Below are 22,166 nucleotides of genomic sequence, written 5' to 3' on the forward strand. Positions count from 1 at the left end.
CAATTTGCAATGGGTCACTAGGGTTCCGATCGCGAGATGCTGGTCCGAGAGTGACCGACCGTCCTCTGACGGTTACACGGCGGGATAAAAGCCCGGGAGGAAAGCGAGATCGTTACTCGCCGCCTCCTGCTTTTATTCGTCCGCTAACGTCAGAGGAACCACCATGATCAAAGCCTGCCTTCGCTTGCTGTTGCTTTGCACCATCGCGCTGTTCAGCGTTAACGCGCTTGCCGCCGCGAAACCTTCCTTCAAGATTTGCTGGTCCATTTATGCAGGCTGGATGCCGTGGGATTACGCCCAGCAGAATGGCATCGTCAAAAAATGGGCCGATAAATACGGCATCGACATTCAGTTTGTGCAGGTCAACGACTATATCGAGTCGGTCAACCAATACACCGCAGGCGGCTTTGACGGCTGCACCATGACCAACATGGATGCGCTGACCATTCCGGCCACCGGCGGCGTCGATAGCACCGCGCTGATCGTCGGCGACTACTCCAACGGCAACGACGGCATTCTGCTGAAAGGCGCGGACAGTGTGGCGGCGCTGAAAGGCAAACCGATCAATCTGGTGCAGCTGTCGGTGTCCCATTACCTGCTGGCGCGTGCGCTGGAGAAATCCGGCATGAGCGAAAAAGATGTCAAAGTGGTCAACACCGCCGATGCCGATCTGGTGGCCGCCTTTGGTACGCCAGACGTCAACTCCATCGTCACCTGGAACCCACTGCTGGCAGAAGCGAAGAAGGTGCCGAACAGCCATCTGATCTTCTCCTCGGCGCAGATTCCGGGCGAAATCCTCGACCTGCTGGTGGTCAACACCAACACCCTGAAGAAATACCCGCAGCTGGGCAAAGCGCTGACCGGCGCCTGGTATGAAACCCTGAAAACCATGTCCGGTCCGGGCGCGACCGCCGTCGCCGCACGCACGCAAATGGCGCAGGCATCCGGCACCGACCTCGCCGGTTTTGACCAGCAGCTGGCCGCTACCCATCTGTTCAGCGATGGCAAAACCACCCTCGATTTCGTTGATAGCCCGCAGCTGAAAGCCACGATGCAGCTGGTGGCGGAGTTCTCCTTCAAGCATGGCTTGCTGGGTGAGGCCGCACCGAGTGCCGATGTGGTGGGGGTGGAAACACCGGCGGGTAACTGGGGTAACGCGGGCAACATCAAACTGCGCTTTATCGATACCTACACCAAACTGGCGGCCGCAGGCCAGCTGTAAGCGGGAGCAAAGCCGATGCGTAAACTGATTAACTATCAACCGCTGCCGATGGGCCGCCTGTTGCTCGGTGTGCTGCCGCTGCTGGCGTTGCTGCTGGTGTATCTGTTCGCGTCGGATGCGCGTCTGAGCCTCAACGCGGCGGATAAATTGCTGCCGGGGTTTAACGCCATGGGCGACGCCATCAACCGGATGGCGTTTCAGCCCAGCCCGCGTACCGGGGAATATCTGCTATGGACCGACACCGCCGCCAGCCTGATGCGTCTGCTGAGCGGCGTGTTAATCAGCGCCATGCTGGCACTGGCGATTGGTCTGTTCACCGGCGCGTTGCCGGTGGTGCGTGCGGTGCTGGCTCCGCTGGTCACCCTGTTCGCGCTGGTGCCGCCGCTGGCGATTCTGCCGATTCTGTTTATCTGCTTTGGCCTCGGTGAAGTGTCGAAAGTGGTGCTGATTGTCATCGGCATCACCCCGTTGATTGCCCGTGATTTGCAACTTCAGGTGGAGAAAATCCCGCGCGAGCAACTGGTGAAGGCGCAGACGCTGGGCGGCAATAGCGCACAGATTTTGTGGCGGGTGATCCTGCCACAGCTGATGCCGCGTCTGTTCGATGCGGTGCGCCTGTCGCTTAGCTCGGCGTGGCTGTTCCTGATCGCCGCTGAAGCTATCGTCGCCACCGAAGGTCTCGGCTACCGCATCTTCCTGATGCGTCGTTATCTGGCGATGGATGTGATTTTGCCTTACGTCGCCTGGATTACCCTGCTGGCCTTTGCCCTCGACCTGCTGCTGCGGCTGATTAGCCGTCGCTGCTGGCCGTGGTATTACGCCAAATAAGGAACGCAGCATGCCCTTACTGCAACTGAAAAACCTTGAGAAGCACTATGGCCAGCAGGTGGTGCTGGAGCGTCTGAACATCAGCGTGGAAGAGGGAGAATTTGTGGCGATTGTCGGCGCTTCCGGCTGCGGCAAAACCACCTTCCTCAATATGCTGCTCGGCACTGAAGCCCCGACCAAAGGCGCACTGCTGCTGGATGGTGAACCGATCCCCGATGAACCGGATGCCCATCGCGGCGTGGTGTTTCAGCGCTACTCGGTGTTCCCGCATCTGACGGTGCTGGGCAACGTGATGCTGGCGGAAGAGTTCAGCACTGCCCGCTGGCTGGGACGCGTCTGGGGGCGCAAACGTCAGGCGATTCGCCAGCGCGCGCAGGCGATGCTGGCGCAGGTGGGACTCGAACATGCGCAAAGCAAATATCCGCATCAGCTGTCCGGCGGGATGCAACAGCGTCTGGCGCTGGCGCAGGCACTGATGAAGCGCCCGCGCATTCTGCTGCTGGATGAACCCTTTGGCGCGCTCGATCCCGGTATTCGCAGCGAGATGCATCAGCTGATCACCCAGCTGTGGCAGCAGCATGGCCTGACCATCTTTATGATCACCCACGATCTGAAAGAGGGCTTCAGCCTCGCCTCGCGCCTGCTGGTTTTCGACAAGCTGCGCCACGACCCCCACGCGCCGGAAGCCTGGGGTGCAACCATTACCTACGACCTGCCGCTCGATCGGCAACGGCCCGCTGATGCACCGCTGGCCGCATCGCAGGTCGCCTGAAGGAGAGAATCATGACTACCTCATACCAAACAACGTTACCGGCTGGCTCGCACTGGTCGTTTGTGATGCGCAGCGGCACCGCGCTGACCCTCACCGATGTGGCGGGCGGCGCGAATGTCGGCATGCTGTTTTACAACCCGGAAAACCTGCTGGAGCGTTATAACGCGCCGGACACCCTCAAGTGTCAGCACACCTTCCGTCTCACCGCCGGGCACTGCCTCTACTCCGACATGGGGCGCATCTTTTGCGGTATTGAAGCGGACAGCTTCGGCTGGCACGAGAGCGTGTGCGGCACGCTGAACGCCGCGCAAACCGCCGCGCGGTTTGGCGCCAGCGATTATCAGCAGGCGCGTAATCAGCGCCATCAGAATGGCTACGACAGTTTCCTCGTGGAGCTGGCGAAATATGGTCTCGGCAAGCGTGATATGGCCGCCTGCATCAACTTTTTCGCCCAGGTACGCGCCGACGATAACGGCACGCTGCAACGGGAACAGCAGGGTGCGGCTGGCGCTCAGGTGCGGCTGCGTTTCGCCATGGACACCCTGGTGCTGCTGCATACCTGCCCGCATCCGCTCACGCCCGCCGGTGATTATCCGCGACCGCCGGTGGAATTGCAGATCGATGCGCAGCGCGCGCCGCTGCCGGAGATTTGCCTGCAACGCGCCGAGAACCAGCGCGGCCTGCGTAATAACGCCCTTTATCAATTGCAGGGAGAATTGTGATGATCAAAGAAAGTTTACTGAATCCTGCCGGGGCGCATTTTCAGCAGCAGATTGGTGCCGGTGATTACTGGCTGCACCGCATCGAAAAAGGCGCAACGCTGCGCATCACCGATCTGGAAGGCAATCAGGCGGCGGATACGTTGTTCTTCAACGCTGACGACACCGCTGAACGCTACAGCATGACTGACACGCTGCGCGGCCAGCAAAATGTGTTTCTGACGGCGGGCAGCGTGCTGCGGTCCAATGACGATCGTCCAATGCTGACCATCGTCGCCGATACCTGTGGCCGCCACGACACCCTCGGCGGTGCCTGCGCCACCGAGAGCAACACCGTGCGTTATGACCTGGAGAAACGGCATATGCACGCCTGCCGCGACAGCTGGATGCTGGCGGTGGCGGAACATCCTGAATATGGCCTGACGCGCCGCGATATCACCCACAACATCAACTTTTTTATGAACGTACCGGTGACGCACGAAGGCGGGCTGACCTTTGCCGATGGGATTTCTGCGCCGGGTAAATATGTCGAGATGGTGGCAGAGATGAACATCCTGGTGCTGATCTCCAACTGCCCGCAGCTCAACAACCCCTGTAACGGTTACAACCCGACGCCGATTTTAGTCAGCGTGTGGTGATCTCCTGACGCAACGGGACGACCCGTTATTTGCCGTCAAGGCCAGCGCAGGACGACCTGCCGGAAAGAGAGTAGAAGTCATGATTGAGCGTGTATTGATTGCCAACCGTGGCGCAATTGCGGTGCGTATTATCCGCACCTTGCAGGCGATGAATATCCGGGCGATTGCGGTGTATGCCGAAGCCGATCGCCACGCGCGCCATGTGCGACTGGCGGATGAAGCCTGGTCGCTGGGCGAAGGCCAGGTGCGCGATACTTATCTGAACCAGGACAAGCTGCTGGCGATTGCCGCGCAGAGCGGCGCACAGGCGCTGCATCCTGGTTACGGTTTCCTCAGTGAAAACCCCGAATTTGTGAACCGCTGCGAGGCGGCGGGCCTGCATTTTCTTGGGCCGAATGCGCAGCAGATGGCGGCGTTTGGCCTGAAGCACCGTGCCCGCGCGCTGGCGCAGGACAATAATGTCCCGCTGCTGCCCGGCAGCGGCCTGCTGACGTCGCTGGAGCAGGCACAGGCTGCCGCACTCGACATCGGCTATCCGGTGATGCTGAAAAGCACCGCAGGCGGTGGCGGCATTGGCATGCAGCGTTGCGATGATGCGCAGCAGCTGGCCGATGCCTTTACCCGCGTAAAACGCCTCGCAGGCAATAATTTCGCCGACGATGGCGTCTTTTTAGAGAAATTTATCGCCAGGGCGCGCCATATCGAAGTACAGATCTTTGGTGATGGGGCGGGTGAGGTGATTGCGCTCGGCGAGCGTGATTGCTCGGCGCAGCGCCGTAATCAGAAAGTGATGGAAGAAACCCCGGCACCGGGCCTGAGTGACGCGGTACGCGCCGAATTGCAGGCGACAGCGGTGCGCCTGGGACGCGCGGTGCAGTATCGCAGCGCCGGGACGGTGGAATATGTCTATGACGAGGGCAGCCAGCAATTCTGGTTCCTCGAAGTCAACACCCGTTTGCAGGTGGAACACGGCGTGACCGAAATGGTGTACGGCGTGGATTTAGTGCGCTGGATGGTGGAGCTGGCACAGCAGACGTTGCCGCCGCTCGCCAGCTTGCCGCGGGTGGCAACCGGCCATGCGATTCAGGTGCGTTTGTATGCGGAAGATCCGGCGAAGCAGTTCCAGCCGAGTGCCGGTCTGCTCAGTCATGTCGCCTTTCCTGAGGAACTGACAGCCACCACTTTGCGGGTCGATAGCAGCGTTGAGAGCGGCATGGAGGTTTCTCCGTTTTACGATCCGATGCTGGCGAAAGTGATTGTGCATGGGGCGGACCGCGACCAGGCGCTGGCCGGGCTGGCACAGGCGCTGGACGCCACGGTGTTGTACGGCATCGAAACCAATCTGCTGTGGCTGCGCCATTTGCTGACTCAGGCGGCAGTGCAGCAGGGACGCATTATCACCGCCACCCTCGGGGGCGTGCAGTGGCAACCGCCGACGCTGGATATTATCAGTGGTGGCACCCTGACCACGGTGCAGGATGCACCGGGCCGTACCGGTTACTGGCATGTCGGCGTGCCGCCCTCCGGGCCATTCGACAGCCGCGCCTTCCAACTGGGTAACCGACTGCTGGGGAATGACCCTCAGGCGGCGGGACTGGAAATTACCTTGCGTGGCCCGACCTTACGTTTTAATCAGGCCTGTAGCTTTGTGCTGACCGGCGCACCGCTGGTGGCGCAGCTCGATCAAAAACCGTTGGCGATGAACCAGATTATCAGCGCTGAGGCCGGGCAAACCCTGACGCTCGGGGAAGTTCACGACGGCAGCCGCAGCTACCTGCTGCTGGCGGGCGGGCTGGATACGCCGCGCTACCTCGGCAGCCGCAGTACCTTTACGCTGGGCAAATTTGGTGGCCATGCCGGACGGGCGCTGCGCGCCGGGGATGTGCTGCACCTCGCCGCTCCTGCGCAGTTACCGCAGGCGGCGTTGCCAGAGGCGTTGCTGCCGGAACTCAACGGAAGCTGGCAGCTGCGGGTGATTTATGGGCCGCATGGCGCGCCCACTTTCTTTACCGATAACGACATCAGCGAATTCTTCGCCGCCGAGTGGCAGGTGCATTACAACTCCAGCCGCACCGGCATTCGCTTAATTGGGCCGAAACCCACCTGGGCGCGTAGCGATGGCGGCGAAGCGGGGATGCATCCCTCCAATATCCATGACAACGCCTACGCATTCGGCACCGTCGATTTTACCGGCGACATGCCGGTGATCCTGGGTCCGGATGGGCCGTCGCTCGGCGGTTTTGTTTGTCCGGCCACGGTGATCGAGGCCGATCTGTGGAAGCTCGGCCAGCTGAAAGCGGGCGATCGAGTGCAGTTTGTGCCGATCGATCTGACCAGTGCCGATCAACTGGCGCAGGCGCAACGGGCAGAGATCGCCACACTCCAGGCACAGCCGCTGAACGTAAGCGTAGCGCTGCCCCTGATTGATCCGGTGTTGCACCAACATGCAGCAACCGGGGGGTTGCCGTCGTTGTGCGTACGCGCCGCCGGTGACCGTTTTCTGTTGGTGGAATATGGCGATCTTCTGTTAGATATCGCGCTGCGTTTTCGTGTCCATGCGCTGATGCAATGGCTGGAGGCGCATCCGCTGCCGGGTCAGCTGGAACTCACCCCTGGGATCCGCTCGTTGCAGATTCATTATGACGCGCAGACCTGTGCAAGAAGTGAGCTCCTGGCGCAGATATTGCACGCTGATAACTTACTGGGAACCTTAGCAGATGCGGCTGTTCCTTCACGCACCTTGTGGCTGCCGCTCAGCTGGGATGATGAAGCCTGCCGTGTGGCGATTCAACGTTACAGCCAGTCTGTCCGCCCCAATGCACCCTGGTGTCCGAGCAATATCGAATTTATCCGTCGTATCAACGGGCTGGAAAGCGTTGAGGCGGTGAAAGACATTCTGTTCAGCGCCGCGTATCTGGTGATGGGGCTGGGCGATGTCTATCTCGGTGCACCGGTTGCCACACCGCTCGACCCACGTCATCGCTTAGTGACCACCAAATATAATCCGGCGCGTACCTGGACGGCGGAGAACTCGGTGGGGATCGGTGGAGCCTATCTGTGCGTGTACGGCATGGAAGGGCCGGGCGGTTATCAGTTTGTCGGACGTACCCTACAGATGTGGAACCGTGACCGTCAGACGTCAGTGTTCACCCAACCCTGGCTGCTGCGTTTCTTCGACCAGATCCGATTTTATCCGGTCAGCGCCGACGAGCTGCTACAGATTCGGGAACGTTTTCCGTGGGGGGATTATCCGCTGCGGATTGAGGAGGGAGAATTCCGTCTCGCCGATTATCAGGCGCTACTGACGCAGCAGGCCGACGAGATTTCTCACTTCCAGCAGCAGCGTCAGCAGGCGTTCGACAGCGAACTGGCGCGCTGGCGTGCCGAGGGGCAGTTTACCTTTGACAGCCAGCTGCCGGAGCAGAGTAGTGAAGAGACCAGCATCCCGGCCGATTGTTGTGGCGTGGAGAGCCAGGTGGCAGGCAGCGTCTGGCAGTGGCTGGTGGCAGCAGGCAGTGACATTGAAGCGGGAGCTACAGTTGGCATTCTCGAATCAATGAAGATGGAAATCCCGATCGTCGCGCCAGTCAGCGGAAAAATCCATAGTCTGCAACGACAGGTCGGGCAGCAAGTGCAGGCAGGACAGCTACTTATGGTGATTCAACCTGTTTAGCTATAATTAAGATTAAAAAATAATCAGGAATATGGCAGCAAAGCCGGGGTTCTGACCCATACTTAGAAACCCGGTCAATTGTTGCATTGCCCTGGCATCTTTTGCAGTGTGCACCCAGGCTGTGTCCCGTAACGGTTTCAAAAAAATTCTTCTTAAACCGTTGCGGGATGCAGCCTGAACTGGCCGGTTTCAGCGTCTGCGGACGCTTTACCTCTCTACTTTCACGTGATTCATAGTGAGTTTTAAGGAGTTCTCTATGGAAATAAAAGATCCAATGGTCGAGTTACTTAGTAGTCTTGAGCAGATTGTTTTGACACGTGATGCACAGCCTTCTGTATCTGAAATCGCCCTTCACAAGGCGTCAGTTCCCGAGCCGCAGCGTTTACGAGAGATGACCGGCATGCAGGTTGATGAATTCGCCCGCGTGATGGGGGTGAGCGTCTCTTCAGTGAAAAGCTGGGAGGCGCAACGCACGCGCCCTTCCGCTACGGCACGTAAATTGATGAAGCTGTTGCAGGCCAATCCCTATCTGGGTCGACAATTACTTGAGTAACACCGACTATTCGGTTCTGACCCGCCATCACGGCGGGTTTTTTTTAACTTAAACCGCCGTATTTGGCCGCCTGTTTGACAAACCAACTCTCCGGTACGCTGTGCGGTGGCTGCGCCAGCTGGGCAATGCCCTGACGAATAATGCTATCCGCCTGCCGCCATAAACGCTTGTCTCCTTCATTTAACAGCTGAATCTGCACCTGCTTCTCCACCAGGTAAACACGGGCGAAACTGGGATCAAATTGCACGATGGCACGGGTGTTATCGATGATGTCGGCCAGTTTGATGGTCTGCGCCTCGGGGGAGGCCTGTGCGGTATGGCGGAAGTGCGCCAGCTTACGGGCGGTGCGGTTTTTTGCCTGCGGCTGGGCGCTGTCAGTCAACATATCCACCAGTTCAGCCACGCGCGGGCCAAAGTGGCTTTCAATATCCTGTAATGTGCTGGGTGTATCTTCTACCGTGTCATGCAGCCAGGCGGCAGCCAGCATCGCTTCGTCATCCGTGACGCTGCGCACCAGCTCAGCGACCGCTGCCGGATGGACGATATAAGGCTCATCGGTATATTTACGACGCTGTCCGGCGGCAGCATGGGCCTGGGTGGCATAGCGGCGCGCCTGATCTTCCAGTGAATCCCGCATATTGTGTTCTCCGGGAAAAAGTAGCTTGCAATTGTCTAGCGCGCTATCTATATTAAATCGCATGAACAGTAACCAAGATGACAAAAAAGTGTCGCAGACGCCACTCCAGCTCGATCAGCATCTCTGTTTCGCTCTGTATTCGGCGAACCTGGCGATGCATAAAGTGTATCGGCAACTGCTGGCGCAGCTGGAAATCACCTACCCGCAATATCTGGTGATGCTGGTGCTGTGGACGCAGGACGACCTGACGGTGTCTGAGATTGGCGAGCAGCTTTTCCTCGATTCCGCCACCCTGACGCCGTTGCTGAAACGGCTGGAAAGCGCCGGGCTGTTGCGTCGTGCACGTTCGCGTCAGGATGAACGCCAGGTGGTGGTCACGCTGACGGATGAGGGACGCGCCTTACGCCAGAAAGCGGAATCCATCCCGGAAGCGATCAAATGTGCCTCAGCCTGTGATGATGACACGTTGCTGGCGCTGAAAAATCAGCTGGACGATTTGCGCGATAATCTGAATCGCGCTAAGTAAAAAAGGGCGGGTGCGATGCACCCGTGTCATGTGTATCAGGACAGTGCTAAATAAGTAGCACGCGATCATATAGCGAATTAGTGAGGTTATCATGTCTTTAGAGAAAGTTGTTTATACCGCAAAAGCCAAAGCCACCGGTGGCCGTGATGGTCGTGCCACCTCTTCTGATGGTGTGCTGGATGTGAAACTCGGCGTACCAAAAGAAATGGGTGGCGCAGGCGGTGAAGTGACCAACCCGGAGCAGCTGTTCGCAGCAGGTTATTCCGCTTGTTTCCTCGGCGCGATGAAGTTTGTCGCCGCGCGCGACAAATTCGCCATTGCTAAAGATGCGTTTATTGAAGGTGAAGTGGGTATCGGTCCGATCCCGAACGGCTTCGGCATTCAGGTGACCCTGAATATTAATCTGCCGGGTATGGACGCGGCTGAAGCACAGAAACTGGTGGATGCTGCGCATATCGTTTGCCCGTATTCTAATGCTACACGCGGCAATATTGACGTGACACTGAATATCATTAATTAATGACTCTTTTTAGTTATTCAGGCCATAAAAAAGACTCCTTGCGGGGTCTTTTTATTTTTGGGGATTTCATTTCCTGGGGTTTGATCAATTTTTTCTGTTGGGGAACACGATTTAATAGCCAGCATCATGGACAGCCGGTTACAGGGAGTAACTCCGCATGGCAATGGCAACCTTTCCGCAAACGATTTATACCACGCAACGTTCTTTTAATGACTATGGCGCAGATGATATGCGTTATGGCGATATGTGTGAAAAGCGTTTAAAGCATGAGTTTGGCCTTATTCATCTATCCAGCCAGGTCGATCCTTATACCCTGACACGGCTGACAACCTTCCATAATCCCCAGTCACGTTTCCATGGTGTTTACGGCGGCAAACGTGGAGCAGCGGTCAGCGTGCAGGAATGCGCCCGTATATTGTTTGAGGAGATGCAGGTGACTTCGCTACCCTATGCCTGTGTGGGGCCATATAAACACCTGATCAATAAAATGCTCAGGCATTTCCAGCAATCGACCGGAGCCCCGTTTCGCGATATGCAACTGGATATGGCGTACAGGGAGAGGATTCTGAGGGATAATTCTGACAGCAGTTCCAGGCTTGCTATCATTACAGGATTAAATACCTGTATTGATTATACTAATAAAGTACTTACTAAACAGAGTGTTGATGGTTTGGGTTTCTATATTCGAGACAGCATTTTGCCCAAGTTCGATTCATTGATACTCGATAAAATTAATGGAATGGGTATTACTGTACATGATGTTCATTCGACACGAATTGAGCTTTTGAACCTGGAAATTGATGGAAATCACTGGCGTGCAAAAGTGAAATATCTGGGGCAGGATCATTTTGGCCTGGATGTAAATGATATTCGAAAGAAAAAATTTAATCAGTTCCAATTTTTTCGCATTTGGTTCATCCTTCAACGTTTTGACAGGTTCGGTTTTCGTCCATTTTTAACAAATATGGAAGCAGTCATAGATATTGAAGGAGGACGTTGATGAGAAGAAGGTTTTTTCTATTAGCTGGTGTCGCCGCAGCTATCGCCGGATTCTTGTTATACCTGAACAATCGGGATGTCAGCATTATGGGGGGACATCATAATCAATACACTGCGGAAATTCTCGTAGATCACTTGCCTTTGTCGGAAGCGGCAAGCATTCAATGGTGGATGAAGAATCAGCGTGAAATTCGGTCAAAATATCAAATCGTTCCTGAAGATGAAGGGGGGCCAAGATTAATTTCAATTTTTGCATTTGGTGATGGTTATAAAGAATTGGGTAAAGAAGATCGTTTATGCTTCGATGATGTGCAGCCGCCTAAAAATTGTATTGATAAAAAAAGGCTTATGGCCGTTTATTTCACAAGAGATGGCATGACGCAGTTTAGATTTGATTATTCAACCTACCAGCTCACAGATGATGGCAGGATCATCAAAGTGAAGTAGGCACTCCCCCATAAATTAAAATTATCCAGGCCACGGTCAAAAAAATTCTCTGGTCTTACCTGTGGTGAAATGTTCTACTGCCTGGCTTCGCATCATCGTGTTTTCTCCGTTCAGATTCGTCCCGATCCTGCACGTTTCATCACGTTTTTAGCAAACTGTGCGAACTCTACTCTCTTTACATAGTCACATTTAGGGTTATAGCTCCGACACCAGGCCGGGAATAAGTAAATTCATGAATTATATTAAAACCTTAACGCAGCAGAAGCTGTCATTGCTGCTCGCGCTGTATATCGGCATCCTGTTGAATTTGCCGATTTTTTATCGACGTTTTGACAGTTATCTGACGAAATTCACACTAACCGAATGGGCCTCTGCTGTGGTAGAAGTGGTGGCGGCAGTGCTGCTGACCTTCTTCCTGATGCGGTTGTTGTCGCTGGGCGGTAAATGGGTTTATCGCGTGCTCGCCAGCCTGCTGGTGGTCATTTCCGTCGCCTCTGCCTATTACATGGCGTTTTTTAACGTGGTGATCGGCTACGGCATCGTCGCTTCGGTGATGACTACCGATGTTGATTTGTCGAAAGAAGTGATTGGCCTGCATTTTGTGCTGTGGATGGTGCTGGTCAGCGCCTTACCGCTGCTGATGATCTGGCGTAATAACCTGAGCCAGACACTGATTAATCAGTTGAAAACGCCGGGCCAGCGTCTCAAACCCACGGTGATTCTGCTGCTGAGCGTGGCGCTGGTGTGGCTGCCGATTCGCTATTTCGACAGGCTGCAAAAAGCCAATGAAGAGATCACCAATATCGATTTACCCAGCTATGGTGGCGTGGTGGCGCATTCTTATCTGCCTTCCAACTGGATTGCCGCGCTTGGATTGTTTGCCTGGACCAAAGTGGATGAGCAGTTGGATAGCCAGGAACTGCTCGACCCGGCAAAGCAGTTTACCTACGTAGCCCCTCCCGGCATTGATGATACCTACGTGGTGTTTGTGATTGGTGAGACCACGCGCTGGGATCATATGGGCATGCTGGGTTATTCACGCGATACCACGCCGAAGTTATCGAAAGAGAAGAACCTGGTGGCGTTCCGTGGCGAGTCCTGCGATACCGCGACCAAATTGTCACTACGCTGCATGTTCGTGCGCGAAGGTGGCACCATGGATAATCCGGGGCGCACCCTGAAAGAACAGAATGTTTTCGCGGTGATGAAAGAGCTGGGTTTCACATCGGAACTGTTCGCCATGCAGAGTGAAGTCTGGTTCTACGATAACGCCGATGTGAATAACTTCTCGTTCCGTGAGCAGATTGGTTCTGAGAAGCGTAACCAGGGCAAGGCGGTGGACGATATGCTGCTGGTGCCGGAGTTACAGGCGTCGCTGGAGCGTTTCCCGAAAGGTAAGCATTTGGTGGTGCTGCATACCAAAGGTTCGCACTACCTTTATTCGCAGCGTTATCCGCGCAGTTTCGCCCGTTATCAGCCGGAGTGCATGGGCGTCGATGAAACCTGTAGCAAAGCACAACTGATCAATGCTTATGACAACTCGATTCTTTATGTCGATACCATGTTGGATAGCGTGTTAGACCAGCTGCGCGACAAGAAGGCGATTGTGTTCTATGCCGCCGATCATGGTGAGTCAATTAGCGAGAATATGCATTTGCACGGTACGCCGCGCGAAATGGCACCGCCGGAGCAGTTCCGCGTCCCAATGATGGTCTGGGCCTCGGATAAGTATCTGGCTGACCCCACCAATCGCAGTAATTTCGAACGCTTGCAGGCGCAACAGCGCGTCGGCAAAACGCATCGTCATGTTGAGTTGTTCGACACCATCCTCGGCTGCCTCGGTTACAGCTCGCCGAACGGCGGGATTAAAGCGGTGAATAACTGGTGTCAGGCTCCGGCGACGACGACAGAAGCCAAAACGCTGTAATTTTTGCCTGGAATTTATTGAGCAGCAGAGGCTTTTTCCCTGCTGCCTGCTTTCCAGGCGATCGCGTGGATTTGCACAAAAAGGGATTGACGCTCCAGAAGTGGCGCAGTAAGATGCGCCCCCATCGGTGAGTGGCGCAGCCTGGTAGCGCACTTCGTTCGGGACGAAGGGGTCGGAGGTTCGAATCCTCTCTCACCGACCAGATTTAAGAAACCTGCTTGTAAAAGCAGGTTTTTTTTCGTCTGTCATTATCCGTAGCGGCGCGATTTATCGCGCGGTTTTTCCCGGTGCCGTACACAAAATTGCGCGATAAATCGCGCCGCTACGACCAGGTCGTGGCGAATGATGAAAGATCAAAAGTCCATAATTCACCCTTTACGTCCGCCATTTACAAAATAGTCGTCATTATTCCTGCTCACGGCTATCAATCCCTTGCCGTTACTTAGCTGTCTGCTTAATTCGCGACACATTCTTCTTATGACCGCTTTTTGCTTTTTGCTGATTTCTTATGCCAATAGTCCAGCATATTTCGCTGCCTGAACGTCATAACGCACGGGGAATCGTTCATATATTCAACATTTACTGGCAATATTTGTATGTTTTTTAGCGGTGATAATCACTGTCATTTGGCTATATATCCAGATAATCGCTCGGTGTAGATGGCTTTATCACCTTTTTAAATATTGGCTTACCGGTTGAAGGGTATTTTTTATCGTTGCTTGCGGTTACTCACACTCTCTGTAAATAACCCCACCTTGTATTGACGTTCTTTGCAACTGTTGACAAATTGATGCGTCAATAGATGCAGAGTCCGACGCATCTGGCAGATTCCACGGTGCCAGTGCAACAACAACAACGGCTCGCATTTTGGTCACAAACGTGACTTGCCTGAACCGCATAAAAAAATCAGAGGTCAGGCGCAACGCACACAACATCACATCACAATGGAGCAAAACATGATCAACTCCCTGGCTAAATCCAGGATGCTGAAGGTCGGTCTAAGCCTGATTGCTATGACCGTTGCCGCAGGTGTTCAGGCGAAAACCCTCGTTTACTGTTCAGAAGGTTCGCCGGAAGGCTTTAACCCTCAGCTGTTCACCTCTGGTACCACCTACGATGCCAGCTCCGTACCGATCTACAACCGTCTGGTTGAATTCAAAATCGGCACCACAGAAGTGGAACCGGGCCTGGCCGAAAAGTGGGATGTGAGCGCTGACGGCAAAACCTATACCTTCCATCTGCGCAAAGGCGTGAAGTGGCAAACCACCAAAGACTTCAAACCGACGCGTAACTTCAATGCTGATGACGTGATTTTCTCCTTCGAGCGTCAGCTCGATAAAAACAACAAGTACCACGGCGTCTCTGGCGGCAGCTACGAGTACTTCGAAGGCATGGACATGCCGAACTTGATCAGCAAAATCGAGAAAGTGGACGACAACACCGTGCGCTTCGTGCTGACACGTCCGGAATCACCGTTCCTCGCTGACCTCGGTATGGACTTCGCTTCTATCCTGTCCAAAGAGTACGCTGACAACATGCTGAAAGCCGGTACGCCGGAAAAAGTGGACCTCAACCCGGTCGGTACCGGTCCGTTCCAGCTGCTGCAATACCAGAAAGACTCACGCATCCTCTACAAAGCTAACCCGGATTACTGGGGCACCAAGCCGAAGATCGATCGCTTAGTCTTCTCCATCACGCCGGATGCTTCTGTGCGTTATGCCAAGTTGCAGAAAGGCGAGTGCCAGGTGATGCCGTACCCGAACCCGGCTGATATCGCCAGCATGAAGAAAGACAAAAACATCAATCTGATGGAGCAACCGGGTCTGAACGTCGGTTACCTGTCGTTCAACACCGAGAAAAAACCGCTGGATAACGTGAAAGTGCGTCAGGCACTGACCATGGCGGTGAATAAACAAGCCATCATTGATGCGGTGTACCAGGGCGCAGGCCAGGCGGCGAAGAACCTGATTCCGCCGACCATGTGGGGCTACAACGATGCGGTTAAAGATTATCCGTATGACCCGGCTAAAGCGAAAGAACTGCTGAAAGAAGCAGGCATGCCGAATGGCTTCACCATCGACCTGTGGGCGATGCCGGTTCAGCGTCCTTACAACCCGAACGCCCGTCGTATGGCGGAAATGGTTCAGGCTGACTGGGCGAAGATTGGCGTGAAAGCCAACATCGTGACCTACGAGTGGGGCGAGTACCTGAAGCGCGCCAAAGCGGGTGAACACCAGACAGTAATGATGGGCTGGACCGGTGACAACGGGGATCCGGACAACTTCTTCGCCACCCTGTTCAGCTGTGCAGCGGCGAAAGACGGTTCGAACTACTCACGCTGGTGCTACAAGCCGTTTGAAGATCAGATTCAGCCTGCACGCGCTGAAGCCGATCACAACAAACGTATTGAATACTACAAACAGGCACAGGTGATCATGCATGACCAGGCTCCGGCGCTGATCATTGCTCACTCGACTGTGTATGAGCCTGTCAGCAAGAAAGTGACCGGCTATGTGGTTGACCCGTTAGGTAAACATCACTTCGAAAACGTCGATATCCAGGAATAACCTTTCGGATTATGGCGGTCAGGGCCGACGCCGTCGGCCCTCGGGCGGTATCTTTACCGCCCGCACTCCGCACTTTTTTTCCGGCTAAATTTCTTATATTGAAGCGCTTCTGGCGTCGCGTTCGGCTATGTGCCGGATGCTTGTTTTGAGCAATGTAGTCCCCGGCGGCAACGCTGTGGGAAATGACTGAGAGTCCGGCTTATGCTGCAGTTCATACTCCGACGTCTGGGACTTGTCATCCCGACATTTATCGGTATTACCCTGTTGACCTTCGCATTTGTCCATCTGATCCCCGGTGACCCGGTGCTGATCATGGCGGGCGAACGCGGTATCTCGCCAGAACGCCATGCGCAGTTGATGGCGATGTTTGGTCTTGACCAACCCCTGTGGAAACAATATCTCACCTACATCAACGGTGTGTTGCACGGCGATTTAGGTATTTCATTGAAAAGCCGCATCCCGGTGTGGGACGAATTCGTGCCGCGCTTTAAAGCCACACTGGAGCTGGGCATCTGCGCGATGATTTTCGCCATTGCCGTCGGTATCCCGGTGGGCGTGCTGGCTGCGGTGAAACGCGGTTCGGTGTTCGATCACACCGCCGTTGGCATCTCACTCACCGGTTATTCGATGCCGATTTTCTGGTGGGGCATCATGCTGATCATGCTGGTGTCGGTGCAACTCAACCTGACACCGGTTTCCGGGCGCGTCAGTGACACCATCTTCCTCGACGATAGTCATCCGCTCACCGGCTTTATGCTGATTGACACCCTGTTGTGGGGTGAACCGGGTGACTTCAAAGATGCGGTGATGCACATGATTCTGCCCGCCATCGTGTTAGGCACCATCCCGCTGGCGGTGATTGTGCGTATGACGCGCTCCTCGATGCTGGAAGTGCTGGGCGAAGACTACATCCGCACCGCGCGCGCCAAAGGGCTGACGCGGATGCGCGTGATTGTGGTGCACGCGCTGCGCAACGCCATGTTGCCGGTGGTGACCGTCATCGGTTTGCAGGTGGGTACCTTGCTGGCGGGCGCGATTCTGACAGAAACCATCTTCTCCTGGCCGGGCCTTGGGCGCTGGCTGATTGAAGCGCTGCAACGCCGTGACTATCCGGTGGTGCAGGGCGGCGTGCTGCTGGTGGCGATTCTGATCATCCTGGTCAACCTGCTGGTTGATCTGTTGTACGGCGTGGTGAATCCACGTATCCGTCATAAGAAATAAGGGGGCATCATGTCTGCTGTTGATCCCGCAAGCGTAAGCGCTGCACCCAAGCCGATGACCCCGATTCAGGAATTCTGGCACTACTTCAAACGTAACAAAGGCGCGGTGATTGGCCTGGTCTACATCGTACTGATGCTGCTGATCGCCATCTTTGCTGAGTTTCTGGCTCCGCATGCACCTGCTGAACAGTTCCGTGATGCACTGCTGCATCCGCCGGTCTGGCAGGACGGCGGCAGCTGGAAATTTATCCTCGGCACCGATGACGTTGGTCGCGATATCCTGTCGCGCCTGATGTATGGTGCGCGCCTGTCGCTGCTGGTCGGCTGCCTGGTGGTGGTGCTGTCGCTGATCCTCGGGGTGGTGTTTGGTCTGATGGCCGGTTACCTCGGTGGGGTGGTTGACGCCATCATCATGCGCCTGGTCGATATCATGCTGGCGTTGCCGAGCCTGTTGCTGGCGCTGGTGCTGGTGGCGATTTTTGGCCCGTCGATTGTTAACGCCGGACTGGCGCTGACCTTCGTGGCGCTGCCGCACTATATCCGTCTGACGCGCGCCGCAGTGCTGGTGGAAGTGCACCGTGATTACGTCACCGCGTCCAGCGTGGCGGGTGCCGGTACGCTGCGCCAGATGTTCGTCAATATTCTGCCTAACTGCCTGGCACCGCTGATCGTGCAGGCATCATTAGGTTTCTCCAACGCCATCCTCGATATGGCGGCGTTGGGCTTTCTCGGTATGGGGGCGCAACCGCCGACGCCGGAGTGGGGCACCATGCTCTCCGACGTGTTGCAGTACGCGCAAAGTGCCTGGTGGGTGGTGACCTTCCCCGGAGTGATCATCCTGCTGACGGTTCTGGCATTCAACCTCATGGGCGATGGTTTGCGTGATGCACTCGACCCGAAACTCAAGCAGTAAAGAGGCACCGAGATGGCGTTATTAAATGTAGAAAAACTGTCGGTGCATTTTGGCGACGAAAAAACACCGTTCCGTGCGGTTGACCGCATCAGTTATCAGGTTGAGCAGGGCCAGGTGGTCGGGATTGTGGGTGAGTCCGGTTCCGGCAAATCCGTCAGCTCACTGGCGATTATGGGCCTGATTGATTATCCCGGTCGGGTGATGGCAGAGAAGCTGGAGTTTAATCAGCGCGATCTGCAACGCATCTCCGAAAAAGAGCGTCGTCAGCTGGTGGGGGCGGAAGTAGCGATGATCTTCCAGGACCCGATGACCAGCCTCAATCCGTGTTACACCGTGGGCTTCCAGATTATGGAAGCGCTGAAAGTGCATCAGGGCGGCAGCCGTAGCACCCGCCGTCAGCGGGCAATTGATCTGCTGGAGCAGGTGGGGATTCCCGATCCGGCCTCGCGTCTGGATGTGTATCCGCATCAGCTGTCCGGTGGTATGAGCCAGCGCGTGATGATCGCCATGGCGATTGCCTGCAAACCGAAGCTGCTGATCGCCGATGAGCCGACCACCGCGCTTGACGTGACCATCCAGGCGCAGATCATTGAACTGCTGCTGGAGTTGCAGAAGCAGGAGAACATGGCGCTGATCCTCATCACCCATGATTTGGCATTGGTGGCCGAAGCGGCTCAGCACATCATCGTGATGTATGCCGGCCAGGTGGTGGAAAGCGGCAAAGCGGTGGATATCTTCAAAGCACCGCGTCATCCCTACACCCAGGCGCTGCTGCGTGCGCTGCCGGAGTTCGCGGCAGATAAAGCGCGTCTGGCGTCATTGCCGGGTGTGGTGCCGGGCAAATATGACCGCCCGACCGGCTGCCTGCTGAATCCGCGCTGCCCCTATGTGACTGACCGTTGCCGTCGCGAAGAACCTGAGCTGCGCGATATTCCGGGCCGCCAGTCCAAATGTCACTTCCCACTGGATGATGCCGGGAGACCGACTTATGAGTCATGAAAATTCACAGCAGGATTACCTGCTGCAGGCGATTGACCTGAAAAAACACTACCCGGTGAAGAAAGGTTTGTTCGGCCAGGAACGTCTGGTGAAAGCGCTCGATGGCGTGTCGTTCAATCTGGAACGCGGTAAAACGCTGGCAGTGGTCGGGGAGTCGGGCTGTGGTAAATCCACCCTTGGCCGCCTGCTGACCATGATTGAAACCCCGACGGAAGGGCAGCTGTACTGGCACGGTCAGGATCTGCTGAAGCACGATCCTCAGGCGCAGAAACTGCGTCGCCAGAAAATTCAGATCGTGTTCCAGAACCCCTATGGCTCACTCAATCCACGCAAGAAAATCAGCCAGATTCTGGAAGAGCCGCTGGTGATCAACACCACGTTGACCAAAGCGGAACGTCGCGAGAAAACGCTGGAGATGATGGCGAAGGTCGGCCTGAAAACCGAACATTACGACCGTTACCCGCATATGTTTTCTGGCGGCCAGCGTCAGCGTATCGCCATTGCGCGTGGTCTGATGCTTGACCCGGATGTGCTGATCGCCGATGAGCCGGTATCGGCGCTTGACGTGTCGGTGCGTGCGCAGGTGCTGAACCTGATGATGGACCTGCAACAGGACCTCGGCCTGTCGTATGTGTTTATTTCCCACGATTTGTCGGTGGTGGAACATATCGCCGATGAAGTGATGGTGATGTACCTCGGTCGCTGTGTGGAAAAAGGCAGCAAAGAGGCGATCTTCAGCAACCCGCGTCATCCGTATACCCAGGCGCTGCTGTCGGCAACGCCGCGTCTCAATCCGGATGAGCGTCGTGAACGTATTAAACTGACCGGCGAGCTGCCCAGCCCGTTAAACCCACCGCCAGGCTGTGCTTTCAATGCGCGCTGTCGCCGCCGTTTTGGTACCTGCGTGCAATTGCAGCCGAAACTGAAAACCTATGGTGAACAGCAGATTGCCTGCTTCGCTGTCGATCAGGATGAGAACCAGCCCCTCACGGGCGCATAACAGCAGTATGATGATTGTTTAAGGCCCCGAATGGGGCCTTTTTCATTTGCTCGTCTATACTTCAAAAAAATTAACGGGCGAAGCATTCATTATGGAAAATCAGAAAAATTCATTACAGCATTTCATTCGTCTTCGGCTGGCCTTAAAAATTCTTTTCAGTGTTAAGACACATTCTGAATTTTATCAGGATTGTGTGAGGCGTATCACATTGGTGAAAAATCGGTAAATTGCAGAGGGTTGGTGATTTTTCAGTGAGTTATGAAAAGATTATCACCGTGATTATTTCAGTTAACCGATATTAATTAATTCCGGATAATAAGCTTATGGATCGTTATATTGCTACCTTTTTTTCAATCAGAAAGATAAAACTCTTTTATTGAATTCGACGTTTTAATAATCAGAATTCTCTCACTGTGTTTTAAGGTATGTGATATATTCGCGAAAATTTACCCCCTCCTTAACAGGCTCCCGGTCATGAAGAACTACGACGATTTGCAGCGTTTTAAGGAAAAAACGCAGACGCTGGATATCGCTTTTAAGGATATGTCTGGGCAAACGCAGGAAGCCGACCAAAGTCAGTGGGCGATTATCCGTCAGCTGGCTGCGGACGAAGAACAGGAAACCTTAGGTGGCGGCCAGCGTATTGATTTACCGCAGCCGCAGCCGATTCGTGGCAACGAATTTAGCGCGCCGCAGCCGTCGCCGCAGGTAACGCCTGTCGCCAGCAGCGTGCGGGGTTCAATTCTCGATAGCCTGGCAGCCACCCCGGTAGTGACAGCTGCGCCTGCGGTGGCTGAGCCTCAGCCAGCATCATCGCTATTTCCACCTGAAACATCCCGGCCTGCGCCATCGATCACACCCGTGGCACCCAAAGCGACCCATGTTGAGCGCCAGGCGACCACCTCGCTGTTTCCGCCTCCGCCAGCCAAACCGGCTGAAGCCCCGGCGGCTCCAGCTCCGGTTCAGGCTGTTGCGCCTGAACCTGCACCCTGGACGGCACCTGCTCCCGTTGTATCAGCCCCGGCTGCCGTTGCGCCTGTGCCAGCCTTTGTATCACCGGCCGCGCCTGCACCTCAGCCTGCTGCGGCACCGTCACGTTTTGGCGCGCTATTCCGTTCACGGCCAGCTGCGCCCGCGAACCTGTCGAAAGATACACCACTGAAACCGTTACTGGAGAAGATTGCGCTATGCCGTTAGTTTGTGTGTGCTCGCCTAAAGGGGGAGTAGGGAAAACCACAATGGCAGCCAACCTGGCCTGGAGTCTGGCCCGCGCAGGCAGCAAAGTTTTGGCAATCGATTTTGACGTACAAAATGCACTGCGTCTGCATTTTGGTGTGCCGCTGCATGATGGTCGCGGCTTTGTGGCGCGCTCGGATGAGCAGGCCGACTGGAGTCAGTCGATTCTCACCACCGGCGGCAATATTTTTGTCATGCCCTATGGTGACGTGACCGAAGAACAGCGTGAGCGTTTTGAAGAAAGGCTGGCAAAAGATCCGCATTTCCTGCGGCGTGGTCTGGATACCGTGCTGAATTATCCGGGACTGGTGATCATTGCTGATTTTCCGCCTGGTCCGGGTCCGGCATTAAAGGCAATGACGGCACTGGCCGATATGCATTTAGTGGTGATGCTGGCAGATACCGCATCCGTCTCGTTGCTGCCGCAAATTGAAAACGACCGCATGATTGGTCAGCCACTGAATAATAAACGTGGGCACTATTTTGTTCTCAACCAGAGCGATAACCGCCGCAATATAAGCCGTGATGTCACTGCTTTTATGCAGCAGCGTCTGGGGGACAATTTACTGGGTGTGGTGCACCGTGACGAAAGTGTCGCGGAGGCCAATGCGTCGCAGCAATCTGTTTTTGATTTCAGCCCTGCATCTGCGGCAGCGTTTGATATTGAGCTGGTTGCCAGACGTGTCTCCAATATTCTGAATATCACCGTGGGTAACGGCGAAGTTCAGGCACCCATTCGCAGCCATTATTAATAGCCTGACATTGTCAGG

Annotated in this window: 20 protein-coding genes, 1 tRNA gene and 1 riboswitch; of the genes, 20 read left to right on the forward strand and 1 reads right to left on the reverse strand. The window is 55.3% G+C overall.

What is annotated here, in order from left to right; translation table 11 throughout:
* Window positions 1–6: 6 nt before the first annotated feature.
* Window positions 7–101: riboswitch (guanidine-I (ykkC/yxkD leader) on the forward strand.
* Window positions 102–163: 62 nt separating this feature from the next.
* The 7 genes from HA50_RS00270 (at window position 164) to HA50_RS00300 (ending at window position 8,405) form a co-directional block, all read left to right on the forward strand.
* On the forward strand, window positions 164–1,222 hold the full coding sequence (locus HA50_RS00270) for a putative urea ABC transporter substrate-binding protein (protein ID WP_084871656.1): 1,059 nt from the start codon (window positions 164–166) through the stop codon (window positions 1,220–1,222).
* A 15-nt stretch (window positions 1,223–1,237) separates the two neighbouring features.
* Entirely contained in the window at window positions 1,238–2,050 is an 813-nt protein-coding gene (locus HA50_RS00275) for an ABC transporter permease (RefSeq protein ID WP_084871657.1), read from the forward strand.
* Window positions 2,051–2,060: 10 nt separating this feature from the next.
* Window positions 2,061–2,822 carry an ABC transporter ATP-binding protein gene (locus HA50_RS00280; RefSeq protein ID WP_084871658.1) on the forward strand — a complete coding sequence of 254 codons (762 nt, stop codon included), beginning with the start codon at window positions 2,061–2,063 and terminating at the stop codon, window positions 2,820–2,822.
* A gap of 11 nt (window positions 2,823–2,833) precedes the next feature.
* Entirely contained in the window at window positions 2,834–3,544 is a 711-nt protein-coding gene (locus HA50_RS00285; RefSeq protein WP_084871659.1) for an urea amidolyase associated protein UAAP1, read from the forward strand.
* A complete protein-coding gene (locus HA50_RS00290) occupies window positions 3,544–4,179 on the forward strand; it encodes an urea amidolyase associated protein UAAP2 (protein WP_084871660.1) in 636 nt (211 codons plus the stop codon). The genes HA50_RS00285 and HA50_RS00290 overlap by 1 nt, the downstream gene beginning before the upstream one ends.
* A 79-nt stretch (window positions 4,180–4,258) precedes the next feature.
* A complete protein-coding gene (uca, locus tag HA50_RS00295) occupies window positions 4,259–7,852 on the forward strand; it encodes an urea carboxylase (RefSeq protein ID WP_084871661.1) in 3,594 nt (1,197 codons plus the stop codon).
* Between the two features lie 256 nt (window positions 7,853–8,108).
* Complete coding sequence (locus HA50_RS00300) at window positions 8,109–8,405, forward strand: HTH-type transcriptional regulator (RefSeq protein ID WP_084871662.1); 297 nt, start codon at window positions 8,109–8,111, stop codon at window positions 8,403–8,405.
* A 43-nt stretch (window positions 8,406–8,448) separates the two neighbouring features.
* Here the strand turns inward: HA50_RS00300 and HA50_RS00305 are convergent, their stop codons facing one another.
* The gene (locus tag HA50_RS00305; protein WP_084871663.1) at window positions 8,449–9,042 is read right to left on the reverse strand and encodes an HD domain-containing protein; all 594 of its coding nucleotides are present in this window, start codon (window positions 9,040–9,042) and stop codon (window positions 8,449–8,451) included.
* A 61-nt stretch (window positions 9,043–9,103) separates the two neighbouring features.
* Between HA50_RS00305 and HA50_RS00310 the strand changes: the two genes are divergently transcribed.
* From HA50_RS00310 to bcsQ, 13 genes are all read left to right on the forward strand, one after another.
* Complete coding sequence (locus tag HA50_RS00310) at window positions 9,104–9,568, forward strand: MarR family winged helix-turn-helix transcriptional regulator (protein WP_084871664.1); 465 nt, start codon at window positions 9,104–9,106, stop codon at window positions 9,566–9,568.
* 91 nt (window positions 9,569–9,659) lie between these two features.
* Complete coding sequence (locus HA50_RS00315; RefSeq protein ID WP_084871665.1) at window positions 9,660–10,088, forward strand: organic hydroperoxide resistance protein; 429 nt, start codon at window positions 9,660–9,662, stop codon at window positions 10,086–10,088.
* Window positions 10,089–10,245: 157 nt separating this feature from the next.
* Window positions 10,246–11,088: a YPO3983 family protein gene (locus HA50_RS00320; RefSeq protein ID WP_084871666.1), complete on the forward strand. Its 843-nt coding sequence runs from the start codon at window positions 10,246–10,248 to the stop codon at window positions 11,086–11,088.
* Window positions 11,088–11,534, forward strand: a complete 447-nt coding sequence (locus tag HA50_RS00325; RefSeq protein ID WP_084871667.1) for a DUF943 family protein — start codon at window positions 11,088–11,090, stop codon at window positions 11,532–11,534. Before HA50_RS00320 ends, HA50_RS00325 begins: the two co-directional genes overlap by 1 nt.
* A 232-nt stretch (window positions 11,535–11,766) precedes the next feature.
* Window positions 11,767–13,461 carry a kdo(2)-lipid A phosphoethanolamine 7''-transferase gene (eptB, locus tag HA50_RS00330; protein WP_084871668.1) on the forward strand — a complete coding sequence of 565 codons (1,695 nt, stop codon included), beginning with the start codon at window positions 11,767–11,769 and terminating at the stop codon, window positions 13,459–13,461.
* Between the two features lie 125 nt (window positions 13,462–13,586).
* Window positions 13,587–13,663: transfer RNA gene (locus tag HA50_RS00335), tRNA-Pro, on the forward strand.
* Between the two features lie 754 nt (window positions 13,664–14,417).
* The gene (gene dppA, locus HA50_RS00340; RefSeq protein WP_084871669.1) at window positions 14,418–16,028 is read left to right on the forward strand and encodes a dipeptide ABC transporter periplasmic-binding protein DppA; all 1,611 of its coding nucleotides are present in this window, start codon (window positions 14,418–14,420) and stop codon (window positions 16,026–16,028) included.
* A 201-nt stretch (window positions 16,029–16,229) separates the two neighbouring features.
* Window positions 16,230–17,249, forward strand: coding sequence for a dipeptide ABC transporter permease DppB (gene dppB, locus HA50_RS00345; protein WP_084871670.1), 1,020 nt, complete (start codon window positions 16,230–16,232; stop codon window positions 17,247–17,249).
* A gap of 9 nt (window positions 17,250–17,258) precedes the next feature.
* Window positions 17,259–18,161 (forward strand): dipeptide ABC transporter permease DppC, encoded by a 903-nt coding sequence (gene dppC, locus HA50_RS00350; RefSeq protein WP_084871671.1) that lies wholly within the window; start codon window positions 17,259–17,261, stop codon window positions 18,159–18,161.
* A gap of 12 nt (window positions 18,162–18,173) precedes the next feature.
* Complete coding sequence (dppD, locus tag HA50_RS00355; RefSeq protein ID WP_084871672.1) at window positions 18,174–19,160, forward strand: dipeptide ABC transporter ATP-binding protein; 987 nt, start codon at window positions 18,174–18,176, stop codon at window positions 19,158–19,160.
* Window positions 19,150–20,160: a dipeptide ABC transporter ATP-binding subunit DppF gene (dppF, locus tag HA50_RS00360; RefSeq protein WP_084871673.1), complete on the forward strand. Its 1,011-nt coding sequence runs from the start codon at window positions 19,150–19,152 to the stop codon at window positions 20,158–20,160. The genes dppD and dppF overlap by 11 nt, the downstream gene beginning before the upstream one ends.
* A gap of 474 nt (window positions 20,161–20,634) precedes the next feature.
* Window positions 20,635–21,357, forward strand: coding sequence for a cellulose biosynthesis protein BcsO (gene bcsO, locus HA50_RS00365; RefSeq protein WP_084871674.1), 723 nt, complete (start codon window positions 20,635–20,637; stop codon window positions 21,355–21,357).
* On the forward strand, window positions 21,348–22,148 hold the full coding sequence (gene bcsQ, locus HA50_RS00370) for a cellulose biosynthesis protein BcsQ (RefSeq protein ID WP_084871675.1): 801 nt from the start codon (window positions 21,348–21,350) through the stop codon (window positions 22,146–22,148). Before bcsO ends, bcsQ begins: the two co-directional genes overlap by 10 nt.
* Window positions 22,149–22,166: the final 18 nt, after the last annotated feature.

The sequence above is a fragment of the Pantoea cypripedii genome (genome assembly GCF_002095535.1).
Taxonomy (GTDB): domain Bacteria; phylum Pseudomonadota; class Gammaproteobacteria; order Enterobacterales; family Enterobacteriaceae; genus Pantoea; species Pantoea cypripedii.